We start from the raw sequence: 20,211 nt of genomic DNA, 5'->3' as shown, positions 1-20,211 counted from the left end.
GCCGGACTTGGGCTTCGAGAAACGTCCGGTCCTCGCCACTCAATACGACCAAATCTGCCTGTCTACCCGCCACCATCAACGCTCCCACCTGTCTGACAAGAGCATATACAATGATGCTTACTTCAGTTCCAGATGACTAGGGCTGAGACTCATTCAAAGCCAGAACGCCAGCGCGGTGACGAGAGCCACGCCTGACAGGAAGTTGGCGGCGAGTTTGTCGTAGCGGGTTGCGACGCGGCGGAAATCCTTGATCCGGCAGAAGGCGTTCTCGATGAGATGGCAGCCCCGGTAACGCTGTTGGTCGTAGCGGATGGCACGCTTGCGATTGCGTCTGCCGGGGATCACAGGGCTGGTGCCGTTGTCGCGGAGGGTTTTGCGTAAGCTGTTGGCGTCGTAGCCTTTGTCGCCGAGCAGATATCGCATGCGGCCGGCACGTTCGAGCAGCGCTGGCGCGGCCTTCACGTCGCTGACATTGCCGGCGGTCAGCATCAAGGCATAAGGCCGGCCGAGTACGTCGGTCAGGGCATGGACCTTGGTTGTCCAGCCGCCACGAGAACGGCCGATCGCCTGCGTCTGGCGCCCCCTTTTCCGCCAAACGCCGAACGCTGGGCCTTGATGTAGGTGCTGTCGATCGCCGTGCTTCTCGTGACTGCGCCCGCCTCTGCCAGGGCATCGAGCAGCTTCGTCCAGAACCCACGTCGCGACCAGCGATTGAAGCGGTTGTAGATCGTCGTGGAAGGCCCATAGTCCGCAGGGCAGTCGCACCACCGGCAACCCGACTTCAGAACATGCAGGATGCCCGAGATCACCCGGCGATCATCCACCCGCCGCGCTCCGGGTTGGTTCTTCGGCAAGTGAGGCTCGATCGCCAGCCACGCTTCATCCGACAACCAGAACAACGAGCGCGACATCGACAGGGGCCTCCATCCAGCTTGGAGGCCCATTGAATCAACCTATGCACACGCTTTCAAGAGGCTAATTGGGTTTTGACCCTAATAACATTAACCCCGTGCCATCGCGCTATATCTGGAAAATATACGCTTCGTGGATAAAGGTCGCATTGTGCTCCGATGAAAGGCGCCGACAATGGTCATCCGGCATCAGACGCGCTGGCTCCACAGTCAAAAAACGCTGACTACCGAAACCTTTTCACCAGCAGGGCAACGCTCAAGCCTTAATAGCCACCTTCAACACGCCGTCACGCTGATTGGCAAAGAGGTCGTAGGCATCCTCGATATCATCCAGCCTGAATCGGTGCGTGACCAGCGGCTTGAGGTCGAGGCGTCCCGAGGCCCAGACTTCCATCAATCGCCGCATGCGTTCCTTGCCGCCCGGGCACAGGGTTGTAACGATGCGCTTGTCGCCAAGTCCTGCCGAGAAGGCACCAAGCGGGATGGCCAAGTCGCTGGAATACACCCCCCCGCTCCACAATGTTACTGCGTTGCTCAGGTTCGCGGCAGTCATCGGGACAAGCTTCATCTTCCGGGGGACTTTCCTGATCCTGTTCACGTAAGGGTTGCGCAAACTATCTATTCGCTGAGCGATCGCCTGCGGCGAACGAACGATGGGAGGCTTGAACCTTTGCTACCCCGGAGCCTTTGAGAAATCCGCGATGCGCCGATCCTTCATGGACGGCAGCCGTCGCGATATGGGGCAGCACGACACCGTCCTGCATCTTCGCCTGTCACCCGAAAAGAATTCAGCCCGAAAGGGCAGATGCGTATCATGGATCGCCGCAATCTTAGGCGCCAGCGCCTTTCAGAGCATCGACGCCGGTCCATATCAGATCGATGGTGCGGTCAAGATAGGCGTGCTTGGCGGGTTGCCTATCCTGAAGACCTAGCCTGTTAAGGATACGGTCGCGCGGCATACTGACGAGAGCGTCAAAGAAAAACATGGCGGTGAAGTAGCTATCGGCGAAGCGTAATTCGCCACTGCGAGCGCCTTCTTCCAGAATCGACTGGATGACGCCTACAGGATTATGGACGACGAGCTTCTGGACCGCATCGTGCAGCGTGGGCTCGTGATCCGCGATCCATGTCGCCAGGGCACGGAGGCTGACGACTTCGGGCTTCAGCGATGCGTCGAGCATCCGTATTGCGGTGTGTCGCAACCTCTCGCGCGCTGAACCTTCCGGGATGCTTGCCGAGATCGGCTTGAGGTGCTTGGCGACCCCATATTCGATTGCAGAAACCAGCAGGTCTGTCTTGGAAGCGAACCGGGCGTAGAGCGTCCGCTTGGAGACGTTGGCGGCGGATGCGATACCTTCCATGCTCGCGCCGTCGGCGCCCAGCCTGACGAACTGGTCGAGCGCGGCGGCGAGGATATGCGCGTGGAGACGCGCCGCCATTTCGCGCGTCGGCCTCCCTCCCTTTGGGTCACGCGGGGGCAGTGGCCCAGCGTTGTTTTTGGCGCTCCCCTCTCCATGCCGCATGAGTCTCACCGTTTCTCTTCCCTTTTGCGCCAGCACTTGCTCCAACTTGCTAGCGGCGTCATAACGGAACAGTTGCGTGTACATACGTATAGACCTCCGGACCCTTCCGCAAACATGGCCTTTGGCGGGTTCTGGATATCGAAGAGGCGGGAATGACGAATATCGCACTGGTGAACGGAGGCACGCGCGGGATCGGCGAAGCTATCGCGCCCGCGTTGAGCACCGAGGGCCATCTGGTCGCCGCGACCTCTCATTGCAATGAGCAGGCGACGGCGCGCTTCGACCATACGACGAGGATTGCCGTTTTCCGCTGGGATGTAGCCGACGAGTCCGACTGCCGCGAGGGTGTGGCCAGTGTCAAATCCGAAGTTGGCCTGGCCTCGGTCCTCGACAATGCCGGCGTCGCGCGCGACCGCCTGTCCATCGCCGCCGTCTGGCCGGCCCATCAACCGTGGCAGGATCTCGGGCCAGACGGCGGGATAGCAGGGGGATCGTGTGCAGCACGCCTTTATTGATTTCAGGATTACCCGTCGGCGGACAAGAGGGGGCCAATGGCCGGCGGCACATTTCGTGTTGCTACTGCTGGGATCGACTCTGGCGGGGTGCTCCTTTGCGCCCGAGCATGTCCGTCCGGCACAGCCTGTGTCCGCGGTCTACCCGGTACAGACTGCAACGTCGGGTTCGATCGGCCGGATCGGCTGGCGCGATTTCTTTCGGGAGCCTCAACTTCAGGCGCTGATCGCCGATGCCCTGGCGAACAATCGCGATATTCGGATCGCAGCCGGACGCGTGGAAGAGGCGCGCGCCGCGTTCCGTATCGAAGGTTCGGCGCTTTATCCCCAACTCGGCGCGGTTGCGACCGGATCGCGCGGGCGTACCCCCGCCGATCTGTCGATCACCGGTCGCTCCGAAACCGGCAACCAAATCTATTCGCAGCTCAGCGCCGACTGGGAGATCGACTTCTGGGGCCGGCTGCGCAACCTGCGGGAGTCCGCGCGCCAGCAATATCTCGCCTCCGAGGAAGCGCGCCGCGCCGTGGCGACCAGCCTCGTCGCGCAGGTCGCGAACGCCTATCTCCTCGAACGCGAATATGAGGAACGCAGCGCCCTGGCCCGCGACACGATACAGACGCGCGAGGAAGCGCTTCGCATCCTGCGTCGGCGCTACGAGGTCGGATCGGGTTCGAAGCTCGAGATGACGCAGGCGCAAACCTTGCTGGCGCAGGCGCAGACAGCGCTCCAGGCACTGGAGCAGGATCGCGACATCAACCGCAATGCACTTGCGCTGCTCGTTGGACACCCGGTCGATATTACGCCCGGTGCGCTGCGCCTTTCGGAAACCGGCGGCGACCGCGCGCTTCCTGCTGGTCTGCCGTCCGACCTGCTCGATAATCGGCCGGATATCATCGCCGCCGAGCATCGCCTGCGCGCCGCCAACGCGGATATCGGTGCCGCGCGTGCGGCGTTCTTCCCCAATGTCACGCTGACCGGCGCATTCGGCACGGCCAGCACCGAACTTGATGGCCTGTTCAAGTCTGGAAGCAGCGCGTGGTCGTTCACGCCGACGCTCAGTCTGCCGATCTTCAATGGCGGTCGCAACGCTGCCAATCTTGATCTGTCCAAGGCGCGCCGGAACATCGCGGTCGCCGAGTACGAACGGACCGTTCAGGAGGCGTTTCGCGATGTCGCCGACGCGCTCGTCCGGCGACGTCAGCTCGCCGCGCAAATCGCCACCATGCAGGACATGCTGGCGGCGCTCACCGAGCGAGCGCGGCTTGCCGACCTCCGATTCGAGAATGGCCGCTCGGCCTATCTCGAGGTGCTCGATGCCCAGCGCGACCTGTTCGATACGCAGCAAACGCTCGTGCAGCTGCGCCGCGGCTATTTCGCGAGCGGTATTGCGCTCTACGTAGCACTCGGCGGCGGCTTTTCCGATGATGCGGACCGCAGCCCGACAGCGGCGGTCATGAAGGAACAGGAACGATGAAGATCGACAGACGCTGGCTCATTCGAGGCGGGATCGCCGTCGCTGTGGTCGTCGCAGCGTTCCTCGTCTGGCAGTTGGTCAAGCCCGGTGATCTTCCCGAGGGGATCGTCAGCGGCAACGGCCGAATCGAGGCGGTCGAGATCGACGTCTCCGCCAAGGCGCCCGGTCGCATCCGCGAGATCGTCGCGGATGAGGGCGATTTCGTGAAGGCGGGACAGGTCGTCGCGCACATGGACACCGACGTGCTGATAGCGCAGCGTGCCGAGGCCGAGGCTCAGCTCGCCCAGGCCCAGAATGCGATTCAGATCGCCGAGAGTCAGGTGGCGCAACGGCAAAGCGAGCGTGCTGCCGCGTTCGCGACGACCCGCCAGCGAGAAGCAGAACTCAACGCCGCCCGCAAGCGGCTCGCACGGTCGGAAACACTTGCGCGCGAGGGTGCGACCCCGGTCCAGGAGCGCGACGACGATCGGGCGCGGGTCGAGGGTGCCCAGGCCGCGGTCGAGGCTGCCCGCGCGCAAGTCGCAGCTGTCGATGCGGCGATCAGGACCGCGCAATCGCAGATCATCGGCGCCCGCTCGAATGTCGATGCGGTTCGCGCCACCATCAGTCGGCTGCAAGCGGATATCGCCGACTGCGATCTGAAGGCGCCGAGCGACGGCCGGGTCCAGTATCGGATTGCGCAGCCGGGCGAGGTCGTCGCCGGCGGCGGCCGCGTGCTCAATCTCGTCAACCTGTCGGACGTCTACATGACCTTCTTCCTGCCCGAGACCGTCGCCGGGCGCGTCGGCCTGGGCAGCGAGGTGAGGATCGTGCTCGACGCCGCGCCGGACTTCGTGATCCCGGCCAAGGTCAGCTTTGTCGCCGACGTCGCGCAGTTCACGCCCAAGACCGTGGAAACCGAGAGCGAGCGGCAGAAACTGATGTTCCGCGTCAAGGCCCGCATCGACCCTGCCCTCCTTAATCGCCACATTCGCCAGGTGAAGACCGGATTGCCCGGCATGGCCTATGTGCGGACCGACCGCGACGCCGAATGGCCGGCGAAACTGACCGTCAATGTGGCGCAATGACGGATGCTTTCCAGCTGAGAACCCCGTCAGCGACGCAGGCGCCGGCCGCTCGTCTCACGGGTGTCAGCCTTCGTTACGGGAAAGCCCAGGCGCTTGTCGGGGTCGATCTCGAAATTCCCGCCGGGGGCATGGTGGCATTGATCGGCCCGGATGGTGTGGGCAAGTCGAGCCTGTTCTCGCTCCTTGCCGGCGCGCGTAAGATCCAGTCGGGCAAAGTCGAGGTGCTCGGCGGAGACATGGCGGACCGGCGTCACCGCGAGGCGGTATGCCCGCGCATCGCGTATATGCCGCAGGGCCTCGGCAAGAATCTTTATCCTACCCTCTCCGTCGTCGAAAATCTCGAGTTCTTCGGACGCCTTTTCGGCCAGGACGCCGCCGAGCGTGCGCGCCGGATCAACGACCTGCTCGACAGTACCGGCCTGTCGCCCTTTCGCGATCGCCCCGCGGGAAAGCTGTCGGGCGGGATGAAGCAGAAGCTCGGGCTATGCTGCGCCCTCATCCACGATCCCGACTTCCTGCTGCTCGATGAGCCGACCACCGGTGTCGATCCCCTGTCGCGCGCGCAATTCTGGGACCTCATTGACCGTATCCGCGGCGAAAGGCCGGGGATGAGCGTTCTGGTGGCAACCGCCTATATGGAGGAAGCGGCGCGGTTCGAGTGGCTGGTGGCGATGGACGCGGGGCAGATCCTGGCGACCGGGACGCCAGCGGATTTCTACGCACGGACCGGCACGGACGGACTGGAACAGGCGTTCATCGCGCTGCTGCCCGAAGAACAGCGACGGGGGCACAAACCCGTGACCATCCCGCCCCGCGTCCACGGGGCGGATGGCGATATTGCGATCGAAGCCAAGGGCCTCACGATGCGGTTCGGGGACTTCACCGCGGTCGACCATGTCGACTTCCGGATCGAGCGCGGAGAGATCTTCGGTTTCCTGGGTTCGAACGGCTGCGGCAAGTCGACAACCATGAAGATGCTGACGGGGCTGCTGCCCGCCAGTGAAGGCGAAGCCTGGTTGTTCGGCAAGGAGGTCGACAGCCGCGACATCGCCATACGCCGCCGCGTCGGCTATATGTCCCAGGCCTTCTCGCTCTATTCCGAGCTCACCGTCCGGCAGAATCTGGAACTACACGCCAAGCTGTTCCACGTCGCCGCGGCGGAAATCCCCGGCCGCACCGATGAGATGGCCACCCGTTTCGGGCTTTCGGACATCATGGACGCGCTGCCCGACGCGCTGCCGCTAGGCCAGCGCCAGCGCCTGAGCCTCGCGGTGGCGATGATCCACAATCCCGAGATGCTGATCCTCGATGAGCCGACCTCGGGGGTTGATCCGATCGCGCGCGACCAGTTCTGGCAGATGATGATCGACCTGTCCCGCAACGACAAGGTGACGATCTTCATCTCCACCCACTTCATGAACGAAGCCCAGCGCTGCGACCGCATCTCACTGATGCATGCGGGCAAGGTGCTGGTCAGCGACACGCCCGCCGCCATCGTCGAGCAGCGCGGCAGTGCGACGCTGGAAGAAGCCTTCATCGCTTATCTGGAGGACGCCGCCGGTGACACCGGCAAGGGCATGGAGGCGAAAACCGACACGAAACCCACCGGCCCGCCGACGCCGTCGGCCGCGCCGAGCGAGGCGACCAGCCGCTTCTTCCGTGTCTTCAGCCACCGGCGGATGCTGAGCTACTCCCGGCGCGAGGCACTGGAATTGCGCCGGGATCCGATCCGCGCGACGCTCGCGCTGCTGGGCAGCGTCATCCTGATGTTCATCATGGGCTATGGCATCAGCATGGATGTCGAGAACCTCCCATTCGCGGTGCTCGATCGCGACGGGACGACCACCAGCCAGAATTATACGCTGAACCTCGCGGGCTCACGCTACTTCATCGAACGATCCCCGATCACCGATTACGCGCAGCTCGACCGGCGCATGCGCGACGGTGAACTGAGCGTCGCGATCGAGATTCCGCCGGGCTTCGCGCGCGACCTGCGGCGCGGCGATTCGGTCCAGATCGGCGTGTGGATCGACGGCGCCATGCCGCAGCGGGCGGAGACCGTGCAGGGATACATCCAAGCCTTGCATGCGCAATGGCTGGGCGACATGGCGGTGCAGGAGTTGGGCGCCCGGCCGTCGGCGGGCCTCATCAACATCGAGACCCGCTACCGCTACAATCCCGACGTCAAGAGCCTGGTGGCGATTGCCCCGGCGGTCATTCCCGTCCTGCTGCTGCTGTTTCCCGCAATGTTGACAGCGCTGAGCGTCGTACGCGAGAAGGAGCTTGGCTCGATCATCAACTTCTATGTCACGCCGATCACGCGGATCGAGTTCTTGGCCGGCAAACAGCTGCCCTATGTCGCGCTCGCCATGCTGAACTATGTGCTGCTGGTCTTGCTGGCGGTCTTCATCTTCCGCGTACCCATCACCGGCAATGTGCTGGCGATGACAGTCGCGGCCTTGCTCTATACCTTGTCAGCCACGGCGGTCGGGTTGCTGTTCTCTATTTTCATGCGCAGTCAGATCGCGGCACTGTTCGCAACCGCGATCGGCACGATCCTGCCGGCGGTGCAATTTTCCGGGTTGATCAACCCGGTCTCGTCCCTTGAGGGCGCCGGCGCGGTCGTCGGACGGATCTTCCCAACGACGCACTTCGTCACCATCTGCCGCGGCGTCTTTTCCAAGGGCCTTGGTTTTGGCGACCTTGGTCAGCCGTTGCTGGCTTTGGCAGTGGCGGTTCCGGTGCTGCTTGGACTGTGCGTCCTGTTGTTGAAGAAGCAGGAGGGCTGAGATGCGACACGCCGCCAACATCCTGCGTTTGGGCGTCAAGGAGCTGCGCAGCCTCTGGCGCGATCCCATGATGCTGGTGCTGATTGTCTACGCCTTCTCGCTTGGCATCTACGTGGCGGCCTCGGCCATGCCCGAGACACTGAACAAGGCGCCGATCGCGATCGTCGACGAGGATCAGTCCCCGCTCTCCAGCCGAATCACCGGGGCCTTTTATCCACCCCATTTCAATCAGCCGGTCCTGCTCGCTTTGGGTGAGGTCGATGCGGCGATGGATGCCGGGCGCTACACCTTTGCGCTCGACCTGCCGCCCGATTTCCAGCGCGACGTGCTCGCCGGCCGGCAGCCGACCGTCCAGCTCAACATCGACGCCACGCGCATGAGCCAGGCTTTCACCGGCGGCGGATATATCCAGCAGATCGTTCAGGGGGAGGTGTCAGAGTTCATGAGGGGTACGCGGGCGACTGCCGCCTCGCCCGTCGACCTCGCCCTGCGCGCCCGCTTCAACCCGACCCTTGCGCAAAGCTGGTTCGGGTCGGTGATGGAAATCATCAACAACGTCACCATGCTCTCGATCGTGCTGACCGGCGCCGCGCTGATCCGCGAGCGCGAGCATGGCACCATCGAACATCTGCTGGTGATGCCGGTCACACCTCTCGAGATCATGGCCAGCAAGGTTTGGGCAATGGGCCTCGTCGTGCTGGCCGCCTGCGCCTTCGCGCTGATTGTGGTGGTCGAAGGGATATTGAAGGTGCCAATCGAGGGATCGATCCCGCTGTTCCTTCTCGGGGCGGCACTTCACCTGTTCGCGACGACGTCGATCGGCATCTTCATGGGGACGATCGCACGATCGATGCCGCAGTTCGGGCTGCTGTTGATGCTCGTGCTGCTGCCGCTCCAACTGCTGTCCGGCGGCATGACCCCGCGCGAGAGCATGCCGGAGTTCGTGCAGACGGTGATGCTCGCCGCGCCCACCACCCATTTCGTCAAGATGGCGCAATCCATCCTCTATCGCGGCGCCGGGCTCGATGTCGTCTGGCCCCAATTCTTGGCCATCGCTGCGATCGGGGCGGTGTTCTTCGTGGTAGCGCTTGCGCGGTTTCGCCGTACCATCGGGACCATGGCCTGAAGATTGCACCCGGACTACCTCTGACGTTCCGTTAGCTGACAGCGCAGAGCGGCGAACCCGACAGACGAGATCCCCGTCAAGTTCGTGAGTCGGCAGCGGGAGCCCGTTCGCGACACCGAACCGATGCTTTTGACGCAGATCAAGGTCCGGGCACGCGAATCGGCCGCTGTTCGTAATCGGACGCGGGCTCCTCCCTGCCCCGTTGACCGACCTTCTCCCGCTCCGGCTTGCCGAGCGGCTTTTCTTTCGCTCAATCCGTATCGGTATCCGCAGGCCCCCTCGCCATCGCGGAAGCCCGACAGCGTCAAGGCGTCCCGCCAGCGAAGCCCTTATAGTCCACAAACATCTTCAAATGCCGCGATGCGATCACGCTGGAGCCATTGCGAGACGATCGGGAGCGCGTTGACGCCTGCATCCTGCATCATCGTGGCCAGCGGCATCACGCGCAGGCGGCGCCGGTGCCTGACCCTCGTCCCGAGCGCCACGACCAGCCGGACGGTGAATCGAGCATGTCGTAAACGTCGCCGCCGAACTGGACGACGTGGCGACCGAACGGTCGAAAAAGCTGTCCATCCCCTTGAGGCCCTGTTCCGCTGGGGTTTCCTTCTCAAGTGCAGGGCGCACGAGGTCGATCAGTCTGCGCAGATCCTCTCTGGGGCAGCAGTTCGACATCCGCGCCGTTCGCCATCGACCGCAGCAGCGTCCCCGCACCGGCTGGATCCACCCGTCCCAGGTCCGAAACATCGAGGGGATGCGCTCCGCCGTCCAGCCCCATTCGCCCGACCAGACGGGCTGCTACGTCGCCCATGCCGAGCCCCGTCCCGTCTCCGCTGGGGTGAAGCGTGGGCACATCACCATCGTCAAGGCGCCAGTCGGCGGTGGTCACCGGACGAGCGCCACACCGATGCGTAAGCGCGTCGTTCGCCGGTGATAGTCGAGCAGGTTCTCGCCATAGCCGACGAAGCTCTGGCCGAAGAGATAGAAATCCGGTCCGCCGCCGAGCACGCGGCTGAGCGGATAGGAGATATCCGCCGCGACCGACCCCTTGCCGCTGCCGAAGTTGAAGCGGGTGGAGGTGGAGAGGCGCAGTCCGTCATCCTTCCCAATCTCGGCAAAGAGCCCGGTATTCCCGCGATACCGGCGAATATCGGGATTGTCGCCCAGATCACCGGCATAGAGCCAGAGCCGCGGCGCCAGCGTCAGCCGATAGCCGCCGCTCAGGGGGATAGCGGCCATGGGCGCGACATAGACCGTGTTCAGGCTGCGCGAAGCCGTGCCGTCGCGGCCGTTGGATTCGTGCCGCAGGCCGGCCTGCGCGCTGACCGTCGCCCCGCTCGACAGCGTGAGCGGCGGCGAGAGATAGAATAGCTCTGGCTGATAATCGACATTGCGGAACGGCGAGGACTTCGCGCCGACATCCCAGAACATTCGCTGCGTATAAGCGAAATAGAGACCGTTCGGGAGCGACCGTGCTTTGTCCTGCTGCGCGCGATAGCCCAACAGCTGATATTTGAAGCTGAGCTGGATCCGCGCCTCGGTGTTCGTGCCGGGGCCATAGACGGCGTAGATCGGCTCATAGGCTGAAAGATTGGCCAGGAAGGCGTTTCCGGCCGAGCGATCGCTGGGCGCGGGCGCAACAGCCTTCGCATCCGCCGGTCCGGCATCCGAGGCGAGACCCGTAGAGCAGGCATATGCTTGCGCGATACGAGGCGCTGAAGGAATGTCGAAGGCAACAGGCGGCGCGGCCCAGCCCATGATTGAGAGCGAAGCATGCTTTTGTGAAGGGCTCGATGCTGGCAAGCGAAGCCGATACTGCGCGCGCGAAAAACCGCCTGCCGGAATTCGCACAGTGGCGGGCGATCCGGACGATCGTTCGAGCCAGGCGTGTACGACTTGGCCATCGATCGTAACTTCGGCCTCGAGCCGCGGTGGCAGCGTCATCGCGGTCGCGGCCGGTTCACCATTCAGCAAACGAAGATCGACGTCTACAGCGCCAACGTCAGCCGATGGCCTGATCGCGCTTATGAACGTCTCGACCGTTGGCGTACCAAGCGCGGCAGATGAACACAGCGCGGAAAGAAGGATGGCCGCAGTGCGCGGCCGGAACGGCATGTGTCTTTTATGGCGGTCGTTCATGCGAGGAGGTGCAGACCGCTGTCGACCGGAATGATCGTACCGGTGATTCGCTTCGCGGCATCGCTGACCAGGAACGCCGCCAGCGCCCCGACATCGGCTACTTCCACCAGCTTGCCTTCCGGGACGGCCGCCGCGGCGCGCTCTATCAGCTCGTCGAAGCGTTCGATGCCGCTCGCCGCCCGCGTCGCGATCGGACCCGGGGAAATCGCATGGGCGCGGATACCCTTGGACCCCAGTTCGGCGGCAACGTAACGGGTCGCGCTTTCCAGCGCCGCCTTGACCGGCCCCATCAGATTATAATGCTCCACAACCCGGTCCGATCCGTAGAAGGTCACGCACAGCAGGCAGCCTCCGTCGGGCATCAGCGGTTCGGCCAGTCGGGCCATCCGTAAAAAGCTGTGACAGGAGACATCCATGGCGATTGCGAAGCCCTCGGCCGAGGAGTCGACGACTCGGCCGTGAAGGTCGTCCCGCGGCGCGAAAGCGATCGAATGGAGCAGGAAATCGAGGCCGCCCCACTTCGTCCTCACCTTCTCAAAAAGGGCCTCCAACTCGCCTGGAACGCGAACATCGCAAGGCGCCGTCCATTCGACCCCCAGACATTCCGCAACCGGCGCCACATATTGCTCCGCCTTGGCGTTGAGATAGGTTGCGGCGAGCCGGGCCCCGCACTGCGCGAACGCCTCGGCACAGCCGGCCGCGATGCTGTGTTCGTTGGCGATGCCTACGACGAGGCCGCGCTTACCGGCAAGATCGACCAGCGGCTTCATGAGGCATCTCCTGCAGGAACGAGCGCGGCGAGGGTGTGAATGGCGATCATGCGTTCCTCGTCGGTCGGAATGACACGAACGATGATCTCGCTGTCCGCCATGCTGATGACGGGCGCATTGCGCGTATTGGCTTGCGCATCGATGGCGATGCCCAGCCAGGCCAATCGCTCGCAGATCGCCGAGCGGATAACGGAATCATTTTCGCCGATGCCGGCCGTGAAGACGATGCCGTCGATGCCGCCGAGCGACAATATGAGGGCCGAGGCTTCGCGCGCCGCGCGCCAGGCAAAGAGCTCGATAGCCTCGGCGGCGTGTGGGTCGTCGCTCATGTGAAGCGCGCGCATGTCGCTGGATATGCCGGACACGCCGAGCAGCCCGGACTGTTTGTAGAGCAGCGCCTCGACAGCCGGCGCGGTCATACCTTCCTGGGTCTGAAGATGAAGCACGGCACCGGGATCGATCGTGCCGCAGCGCGTTCCCATCAGCAGCCCGTCGAGCGCGGTGAAGCCCATGGCGGTGTCCATGCTGAGGCCGTCCCGCATCGCGCAGAGGCTGGCGCCATTGCCGAGATGGGCGGCGATCACGCGACCAGATGCGAGAACCGGATCGGCCTCGCGGAGTGCGCGGGCGATATATTCATAGGACAAGCCGTGAAACCCATACCGCCGAATACCTTTGTCGTGCAGTGCGCGTGGCAGCCCGAAGCGGGTCGAGACTTCCGGTAGCTCATGGTGGAAGCCGGTGTCGAAGCAGGCGACCTGCGGCAGCTCGGGGGCGAGCGTGCGGATGGCACGGATGGCAGCCAGATTGTGGGGCTGATGAAGAGGCGCGAGCGGACACAATGCGTCCAGCGCGGCGAGCAGCGCATCATCGACGCACAGTGGACGGAAGAACTCGGTCCCGCCATGGACGACGCGATGCCCGGCCGCGACGATGTCGTGATCGGGCAGGTGATCGCCCGCCCACGCGAACAGGTCGTGAAGCAGGGCTTCATGGGTAAGCGCTGCGCCATTGTCCCAGCCCCTGTCTACCAGGATGACCTCATTGGCGTCGCGAGCGACGAGATGGGGGGCAGTGCCGATTCCTTCGAGCTTGCCGACGGCCGCATGTTGCGGCCCGTCCGGTCCCAGGGTGAACAGTGCGAACTTGATGCTCGACGAGCCGGAATTGAGGCTGACGACTGCCTCCATGTCAGCCGGTCCCCTGAAGGCCCGGCGCCGCCTTGGTGGCGGCGCGAACCAGCAGGACGGCAACGGCGCACGAAGCAAGCCGGGTTCGCTGGGAATCCGCGCGGCTTGTGAGGATGATCGGCACTCGTGCGCCCAGGACAACACCCGCCGCATCCGCTCCGCCGAGGAAGGTCAGCTGCTTGGCGAGCATGTTGCCCGCCTCGAGGTTCGGCACGACGAGGATCTCTGCCTTGCCCGCGACGGGAGAGAAGATGCCTTTCTCCTTCGCCGCCGCTTCGCTGATCGCATTGTCGAATGCCAATGGCCCGTCGAGCACCCCGCCGGTAATCTGGCCGCGATCCGCCATCTTGCAAAGCGCGGCGGCGTCGATCGTCGATCGGATCGAGGGATTGACCGTTTCTACCGCCGACAGGATCGCGACCTTGGGTACTTCGATGCCGATGACGTGCGCGAGGTCGATGGCGTTGCGAATGATGTCCGCCTTCTCCTCGAGGCTGGGCTCGATGTTGATCGCGGCGTCGGTGATGATGAGCGGCGTCGGATGGTCAGGCACATCCATAAGATAGGCATGGCTGATGCGCCGCTCCGTCCGGAGACCGGTCGTCGAGGAAACCACGGCCGCCATCAACTCGTCTGTGTGGAGCGACCCCTTCATCAGTAGCCCGGCCTCGCCCGAACGGACCAGGGCAACCGCTGCCGCAGCAGCGGCATGGCTGTGCGGCGCGGGGACGATCCGGTAGGCGGAGATGTCTTTCCCCGCGTCCTCCGCCGCCGCGCGGATTCGCGCTTCGGGGCCGACCAGGATTGGCACGATAAGGCCAGCCTCGCCTGCGTCGACAGCCGCCACGATGGCGGCGGCGGAGCACGGATGGGCCACGGCGGTCGGCGCGGGCGTGCATTCTCTGGTGAGCTCGATCAGCTTGCGGTAGCCGTCATGGTCGGAGATGCGAATGTCTGGCAGCGCGATGCGCGGAAGGCGGACCTTCTCAGTCGGCGCCTTGACCTCGGCCTGGCCGGTGATGACCTCGGCGCCATCCTGGTTGACGCAGCGACAATCGAGCAAGAGTACATGGTGCTCGGGTCGTTTTTCCGTCACCGTCACCGTGGTGGTGATGGTGTCGCCCAGGCCAACCGGCCGGGTGAAACGCAGTGACTGGCTGAGGTAGATCGCGCCGGGTCCCGGCAACTCGGTGCCCAGAACGGCCGAGATCAGCCCCCCGCCCCACATTCCATGGGCGATCACGCGGTGGAATATGTCGGTCGCCGCATAATCGGCATCGAGATGGGCCGGGTTCACGTCGCCCGAGACGAGCGCGAACAGCTGGATGTCCTCCTCGCGCAGCGTGCGGATGACGCTCGCGGTGTCGCCTACAGCGATCTCGTCGAACGTGCGGTTCTCGATCATGTCGGGACTGTTCACGCTCAGTGCTCGAGCACGAAGCGGCCAGGCGCGTCTTCGAGGACCGGGTAGCCCTTGTCCGGCGCGCCCATTGCCGGTGGCGCAGTTGGTTCGCCTGAGCGCTCGCCCAGCCATTCGCCCCAGGCGACCCACCAGGAACCGTCCCGAACCGGCGCGCGGATCACCCAATCGTCCGGGTCGAGGGCGGCAGCATCAGCTTCGCGGGTGAGGATATGATAGCGGCGCCCCTTATGTCCAGGTTCCGACACGATACCGGCATTATGGCCGCCGCTGGTCAGCACGAAGGTGATCTCGGCAGTGCTCAGCATGTGGATCTTGTGGACCGAATGCCACGGCGCGACATGGTCGCGCTCGGTGCCGACAACGAACATCGGCTTGCGCAGCGCGGACAGGCTGATCGCCCGCCCATCGACCTTGTAGCGTCCCTCGGCAAGATCGTCGTCGAGGAACAGGCGGCGCAGATACTGGCTGTGCATCGCGTAGGGCATTCGCGTGCCGTCGGCGTTCCAGGCCATCAGGTCCGACATCGGTTCCCGCTCCCCCATCAGATAGGTATTGAGGATCCGCGACCAGACAAGATCGTTGGAGCGCAGGATCTGAAATGCGCCGCCCATCTGCGCGCCGTCGAGATAGCCTTTGCTCCACATCATATTCTCGAGCACGTTGAGCTGCGCCTCGTCGATAAATAGGCCAAGTTCGCCCGGCTCGCTAAACTCGGTCTGCGCGGCGAACAGCGTGACCGTCGCCAACCGCTCATCGCCGTCGCGCGCCATCGCGGCCGCGGCGATCGACAGCATTGTCCCGCCGATGCAATAGCCAACGCCATGTACCGCCGGCGATCCCGTGATCGCCGTGACCGCGTCGAGCGCTGCCATCGGTCCCAAACGCCGATAGGCCTCCATGTCGAGATCACGGTCGGCGCTGACGGGATTGTGCCAGGAGATGATGAAGACCGTGAAGCCCTGCCCGGTCAGCCAGCGGACCAGCGAATTCTCCGGCGACAGGTCGAGAATATAATATTTCATGATCCAAGCCGGCACGATCAGAATGGGCTCCGGCCGCACGGTGTCGGTGGTCGGCGCATATTGGATCAGTTCGATCAGGTCGTTGCGATAGACGACCTTGCCCGGTGTCACCGCAACAGCCTCACCGACCGTGAAGGCATCGGTCCCCGCTGGTGGCTCGCCCCGCATCATTCGCTGCATATCTTCGACCAGCAGTCTTGCACCATCCGCAAGGCATTGCCCGCGGGTCTCGACAATCCGCTGCTGAAGGACGGGATTGGTCATGACGAAATTGCTCGGCGCCATCGTATCGAGGATCTGTCGCACGCCGAACGACACCATATCCTCATGGTGCCTGGTCACACCGGTAATGCCGGTTGTTGCCGCGTGCCACCATTGCTGGTTGAGCAGGAACGCCTGGCTGATAAGGCTGAACGGCGCTTTGTTCCATGCCGGATCTGAAAAGCGACGATCCTGAGGCAAGGGCTCAATCGCCGGGGCGGCGTCATCGTCGCCGATGCTACGGGCAGCGTAGTCGCCGAGGCGTGCGAACTTTCGCCCGGTCTTAGCCGCCAGCTTCAACTGGGTACCCGGTGAGAAGGCGAGATGCATGGCCCAATCGGAGAAGGCCTGCAATATCGTCGCCGGCGAGAGCCCGCGTGTGATCTGCGCGAGGCTTGCGATAGCGGCCCGATCAAGGGTTTCGGCGATGCCGTCGAGCGGATCGGACGCGTCCTGGTGTGAATGCGCGGCTGCCATCTTAGAACTCCTGACAAAAATCGCATCGGTACTGAGGCTGCACAAGCGCAAGTGCATTACGTAGATGCCCCACACCGCATGCTGCGGCACCCACCCGTCGGGGAACATATCTTATATTCGTACACATGGCGGAGAGCATGACACAGCGCGGGAAGCGAATCGTGCCTTCGCAACTGCAAAACGGTACTGCAAAGGTTAGATATTGCGCAAGTCCATTGACTGGCTCGGCGGCTGCTCACCTGAAGCGGTGGAGTCCTTGTCGTCGCTGGAACACAGATCTCGGCCGTCCGGCCCCGCGATCGGTGCCAGACGTCAACTCAGGCGCGCCCAAGCTTATCACGATCTGTTGTCGGGGTGGCGGCTAGCGTGAAACCCTTTCCCGGCAGACATTTTGGAGCACCTCGCTTCCCTGGGCGTCGTGGATGCCGACGGAAGGGTCGCGCTCAAGGGACAGCCAAGCGAGCCAACCTTGATCAAGCTGCGCTACTTTGCTCCCTAGCCGTTCATAGGGTGCCTCAGTCGCGATGTGCGCGGCCGCGCAGTCGGCGTTCACCGCAGGGATCATCAGGTTTCGACCTTTCTGGGCGCCTCGCGTCTTTCCAGCCGAAAGTACCATGCCTTGGTCATTTCGGTGGCCACGATGTATCCCAGCACAATAGTGACAATCACAAACACCTGAGGCAGCGAGAGCGGCACGAAGCCGAAGGCCGACGTCAATGCGCCCAGAAACGGAATGGCGAACGTCGCAACAACCACCCCGACGGTCGACCACAGCAGCAACTTGCTCGGCTTGCTGCGGAACACAGGCCGGTGGGTCCGCAGGACAAGTACGACGTGCGTGACACGGGTTCACCCAATCAGGTCTTCGCCTCCATCGGGCTGGGATACACTTTCTAGAGCCGGGTTGAGCTGGGGCGGCGCCTGACGAAAACGCCCCGGCCGGGAGACGCTACTGGTGCCGGGTCTCACGCACGAGCGACCAGTCATATCCCAGTTCCTCTACCCGGCGGCGCAACATCGTCTTCACGGCTTCGGGAGGCCGTGGATCGCGCGACAGGATCCACAGGTAGCGCCCTGAGGGTTCGCCCACGATCGACCATTGGTAATCATCGCCATGGTCCAGCACCCAATAGTCGCCGTAGAAGGGGCCGAAGAAGGATACCTTGAGCTTCGCCCCGGACACGGAGGCGACAATTTTGGCTTTGCCCGTGGCGGTCTTCAAAGGGCCGTCGACTGCTCCCTTTCGGCAGCTGTTCAAGACGCGAATCGATCCGTCCGCGTTGCGCGAATAGTCGGCTGCCACAGCCTCGCAACCTCTCTGGAACGGGGCAGCATACCGGTACAGTTCGTATCACCGGCCAAGGTAGCGGTCGATTACAACCGATTTGCCGGGTTGCGGCACATTTCGGTTCCCCACCGGCATTGAGGACAGCGTCGCACAGGCAGATACGCCAATACCGACATTTCAGGTGCGGCGCGGTTGCTCTGCCGGTACCATTCACGGATGATCGATCAGTTACTCAAACTTTTTGAGCAGTCCGGCTACGGCGGGATTGCAGCCCTCATGTTTCTGGAAAATGTCTTTCCCCCGATCCCGTCGGAATTGATCATGTCGATGGCCGGCTATGAGGCAGCTCAGGGCAAATTGAATCTCCCGCTTGTTATTGTCGCCGGATCCGCCGGGTCGATGTTCGGAGCGCTGTTCTGGTTCTATATTGGCAAATGTATCGGTGCAGATCGGCTGAAGGCATGGGCCGGGCGCCACGGTCGCTGGCTGGCTATAAATCCTCGCGACATCGACAACGGCGATCAATGGTTCGAAAGGCACTCCGGCAAATCGGTTTTCTTCGCACGCATGGTCCCGGCGATAAGAACCCTGATCTCGGTTCCCGCAGGCATTTTTGCCATGCCCATGCATTGGTTCCTGATCTACACCAGTCTGGGCACCCTACTGTGGACCGGCTTACTCGCGACCGCCGGGTACGTGCTGGAGAGCAACTACCAGATGGTGCGCAGCTACATCGACCCCGCTTCCAAGGTCATCATGGGACTGATCATCGCCGTTTACATCTATCGCGTCGCTACATGGAGGGCGGCTTGAACTCGTCGGGTGCTTCGCCCGATTGAAAATCGCCATCAGGCGCCCCCGAGGGTCATATCCTGCGCACGGATCGTTTACCACGATGTTGATTGCCGCTGAGAAGTGACCCGGGGTTTTCACCGAGAAGTGACCCGCCTGTAGGTTATGTTTCGGATGTCATTGATGGGTCAAGATGGGTTTTTCTCCTTTCTGGGTTTGGCCTGCTGAGCCGAGCTGTTCTTGAACCGGAAGCTGTCATTTCCCGTCTCCAGGATGTGGCAGTGATGGGTAAGGCGATCGAGGAGCGCGGTGGTCATCTTGGCATCCCCGAACACGCTGGCCCACTCACTGAAGCTGAGGTTGGTGGTGATGACGACGCTGGTGCGCTCGTAGAGTTTGCTCAGCAGATGGAAGAGCAGTGCACCTCCTGATGCGCTGAACGGCAGATAGCCGAGCTCGTCCAGGATCACGAGGTCCGAGTGGACGAGTCGGTTAGCGATCTGTCCGGCTTTCCCCTGGGCCTTTTCCTGTTCGAGGGCGTTGACCAGCTCAACCGTAGAGAAGAAGCGCACCCGCTTTCGATGATGCTCGATGGCCTGGACGCCCAAGGCCGTCGCGACATGGGTTTTGCCGGTGCCTGGGCCGCCGACCAAGACGATATTGTCGGCGATGTCGATAAAGTCGCAGCGGTGAAGCTGCCGGACCAGCGCCTCATTGACCTCGCTGCTGGCAAAGTCGAAGCCCGCCAGATCGCGATAGGCGGGGAACCGCGCGACCTTGAGTTGATAGGCAACGGACCGCACCTCTCGTTCGGCGGTTTCTGCCTTGAGGAGCTGGGAGAGGATCGGGACCGCCGCCTCGAAGGCGGGAGATCCCTGCTGCATGAGGTCGGTCACGGCCTGCGCCATGCCGGGCATTTTCAAGCCGCGCAGCATCACGACGATGGCGCCGGTGGCGGGATCATGACGCATGGCGGGCCTCCCCGCGCAGGGCATCGTAGCGTTCGACATTGGCCATCGGCTCGCTGACCAGCCTCAATGCCTGCGGCGCCGTTACCGGCGGCGTTGTGACCGGCTTGCCGTCGAGCAGCCTGTGCAGCAGGTTGAGGATATGGGTTTTGGTCGGAACACCGGCATCCAGCGCCATGGCGACAGCGGTCAGGACCGCCTCTTCATCATGATGCAGGACCAAAGCCAGGATCTCGACCATTTCCCTGTCGCCGCCGGGATTGCGCAATAGATGCCGTTGCAGCCGCTGGAAGGCCTCGGGAAGCTCGAGGAACGGTGCTCCGTTGCGCAAGGCTCCAGGTTTGCGCTGGACTGTCCGGCGTCAGCGCCAATGGCACAGATTTGAGGTTGTGAATTAAGGAGGATTTGGGCTTCGTCGTAGTGACGAAGGAACGAAGATGAAGCCCAAATCCTCCTTGAAAAAATCGGTGAAGGCTCCTGCG

General features: G+C 63.2%; 18 protein-coding genes and 1 pseudogene. 6 read left to right on the top strand and 13 right to left on the bottom strand.

Annotation, left to right across the window (positions count from 1 at the left end):
• Positions 1-153 precede the first annotated feature (153 nt).
• The 3 genes from QMG56_RS21560 to QMG56_RS21550 form a co-directional block, all read right to left on the bottom strand.
• A protein-coding gene (locus tag QMG56_RS21560; protein WP_216313493.1) for an IS5 family transposase occupies positions 154-911 on the bottom strand; the annotation gives its coding sequence in 2 pieces (ribosomal slippage) (positions 154-572 and positions 572-911; 759 coding nt in all).
• Between the two features lie 256 nt (positions 912-1,167).
• Complete coding sequence (locus QMG56_RS21555) at positions 1,168-1,479, bottom strand: hypothetical protein (protein ID WP_281824814.1); 312 nt, start codon at positions 1,477-1,479, stop codon at positions 1,168-1,170.
• Positions 1,480-1,741: 262 nt separating this feature from the next.
• Positions 1,742-2,350 carry a TetR/AcrR family transcriptional regulator gene (locus QMG56_RS21550; RefSeq protein WP_281824813.1) on the bottom strand — a complete coding sequence of 203 codons (609 nt, stop codon included), beginning with the start codon at positions 2,348-2,350 and terminating at the stop codon, positions 1,742-1,744.
• A gap of 236 nt (positions 2,351-2,586) precedes the next feature.
• On the opposite strand from QMG56_RS21550, the gene QMG56_RS21545 reads away from it, so the two are divergent.
• The 5 genes from QMG56_RS21545 to QMG56_RS21525 are packed head-to-tail and all read left to right on the top strand — an operon-like array spanning position 2,587 to position 9,402.
• The gene (locus QMG56_RS21545; protein ID WP_216313496.1) at positions 2,587-2,949 is read left to right on the top strand and encodes an SDR family NAD(P)-dependent oxidoreductase; all 363 of its coding nucleotides are present in this window, start codon (positions 2,587-2,589) and stop codon (positions 2,947-2,949) included.
• A gap of 55 nt (positions 2,950-3,004) precedes the next feature.
• Complete coding sequence (locus QMG56_RS21540; protein ID WP_216313498.1) at positions 3,005-4,420, top strand: efflux transporter outer membrane subunit; 1,416 nt, start codon at positions 3,005-3,007, stop codon at positions 4,418-4,420.
• Positions 4,417-5,487 (top strand): HlyD family secretion protein, encoded by a 1,071-nt coding sequence (locus QMG56_RS21535; RefSeq protein WP_216313500.1) that lies wholly within the window; start codon positions 4,417-4,419, stop codon positions 5,485-5,487. The genes QMG56_RS21540 and QMG56_RS21535 overlap by 4 nt, the downstream gene beginning before the upstream one ends.
• The gene (rbbA, locus tag QMG56_RS21530; RefSeq protein WP_216313502.1) at positions 5,484-8,276 is read left to right on the top strand and encodes a ribosome-associated ATPase/putative transporter RbbA; all 2,793 of its coding nucleotides are present in this window, start codon (positions 5,484-5,486) and stop codon (positions 8,274-8,276) included. The genes QMG56_RS21535 and rbbA overlap by 4 nt, the downstream gene beginning before the upstream one ends.
• 1 nt (position 8,277) lies before the next feature.
• Positions 8,278-9,402: an ABC transporter permease gene (locus QMG56_RS21525; RefSeq protein WP_281824808.1), complete on the top strand. Its 1,125-nt coding sequence runs from the start codon at positions 8,278-8,280 to the stop codon at positions 9,400-9,402.
• Between the two features lie 607 nt (positions 9,403-10,009).
• On the opposite strand, the gene QMG56_RS21520 is transcribed toward QMG56_RS21525, so the two are convergent.
• From QMG56_RS21520 to QMG56_RS21485, 8 genes are all read right to left on the bottom strand, one after another.
• Entirely contained in the window at positions 10,010-10,288 is a 279-nt protein-coding gene (locus QMG56_RS21520; RefSeq protein WP_216313506.1) for a hypothetical protein, read from the bottom strand.
• A complete protein-coding gene (locus QMG56_RS21515) occupies positions 10,285-11,538 on the bottom strand; it encodes a phospholipase A (RefSeq protein WP_281824806.1) in 1,254 nt (417 codons plus the stop codon). Before QMG56_RS21515 ends, QMG56_RS21520 begins: the two co-directional genes overlap by 4 nt.
• Entirely contained in the window at positions 11,535-12,308 is a 774-nt protein-coding gene (gene fabI, locus QMG56_RS21510; RefSeq protein WP_216313510.1) for an enoyl-ACP reductase FabI, read from the bottom strand. Before fabI ends, QMG56_RS21515 begins: the two co-directional genes overlap by 4 nt.
• On the bottom strand, positions 12,305-13,498 hold the full coding sequence (locus QMG56_RS21505) for an acetate/propionate family kinase (protein WP_281824803.1): 1,194 nt from the start codon (positions 13,496-13,498) through the stop codon (positions 12,305-12,307). Before QMG56_RS21505 ends, fabI begins: the two co-directional genes overlap by 4 nt.
• Position 13,499: 1 nt before the next feature.
• On the bottom strand, positions 13,500-14,903 hold the full coding sequence (locus QMG56_RS21500) for a bifunctional enoyl-CoA hydratase/phosphate acetyltransferase (protein ID WP_375713747.1): 1,404 nt from the start codon (positions 14,901-14,903) through the stop codon (positions 13,500-13,502).
• 17 nt (positions 14,904-14,920) lie between these two features.
• Positions 14,921-16,681, bottom strand: coding sequence for an alpha/beta hydrolase (locus QMG56_RS21495; RefSeq protein ID WP_216313516.1), 1,761 nt, complete (start codon positions 16,679-16,681; stop codon positions 14,921-14,923).
• 564 nt (positions 16,682-17,245) lie between these two features.
• On the bottom strand, positions 17,246-17,503 hold the full coding sequence (locus tag QMG56_RS21490) for a cation transporting ATPase C-terminal domain-containing protein (RefSeq protein ID WP_367303980.1): 258 nt from the start codon (positions 17,501-17,503) through the stop codon (positions 17,246-17,248).
• 127 nt (positions 17,504-17,630) lie between these two features.
• Complete coding sequence (locus QMG56_RS21485) at positions 17,631-18,026, bottom strand: lipocalin family protein (RefSeq protein ID WP_281824816.1); 396 nt, start codon at positions 18,024-18,026, stop codon at positions 17,631-17,633.
• 159 nt (positions 18,027-18,185) lie between these two features.
• Here QMG56_RS21485 and QMG56_RS21480 point away from each other — a divergent pair, with 159 nt between their 5' ends.
• Complete coding sequence (locus QMG56_RS21480; RefSeq protein ID WP_281824797.1) at positions 18,186-18,782, top strand: DedA family protein; 597 nt, start codon at positions 18,186-18,188, stop codon at positions 18,780-18,782.
• A gap of 167 nt (positions 18,783-18,949) precedes the next feature.
• Here the strand turns inward: QMG56_RS21480 and istB are convergent, their stop codons facing one another.
• Both istB and QMG56_RS21470 read right to left on the bottom strand, forming a co-directional pair.
• Entirely contained in the window at positions 18,950-19,732 is a 783-nt protein-coding gene (gene istB, locus QMG56_RS21475) for an IS21-like element helper ATPase IstB (RefSeq protein WP_216313521.1), read from the bottom strand.
• Positions 19,722-20,081, bottom strand: a pseudogene (locus QMG56_RS21470) (IS21 family transposase); the annotation flags it as partial. The pseudogene QMG56_RS21470 and the gene istB, both read right to left, overlap by 11 nt.
• Positions 20,082-20,211: the final 130 nt, after the last annotated feature.

The sequence above is a fragment of the Sphingobium sp. BS19 genome, assembly GCF_027925545.1.
GTDB lineage: Bacteria > Pseudomonadota > Alphaproteobacteria > Sphingomonadales > Sphingomonadaceae > Sphingobium.
Note: the sequence above shows the minus strand (reverse complement) of the source record. Positions and strands in the feature narration are given on the sequence as shown.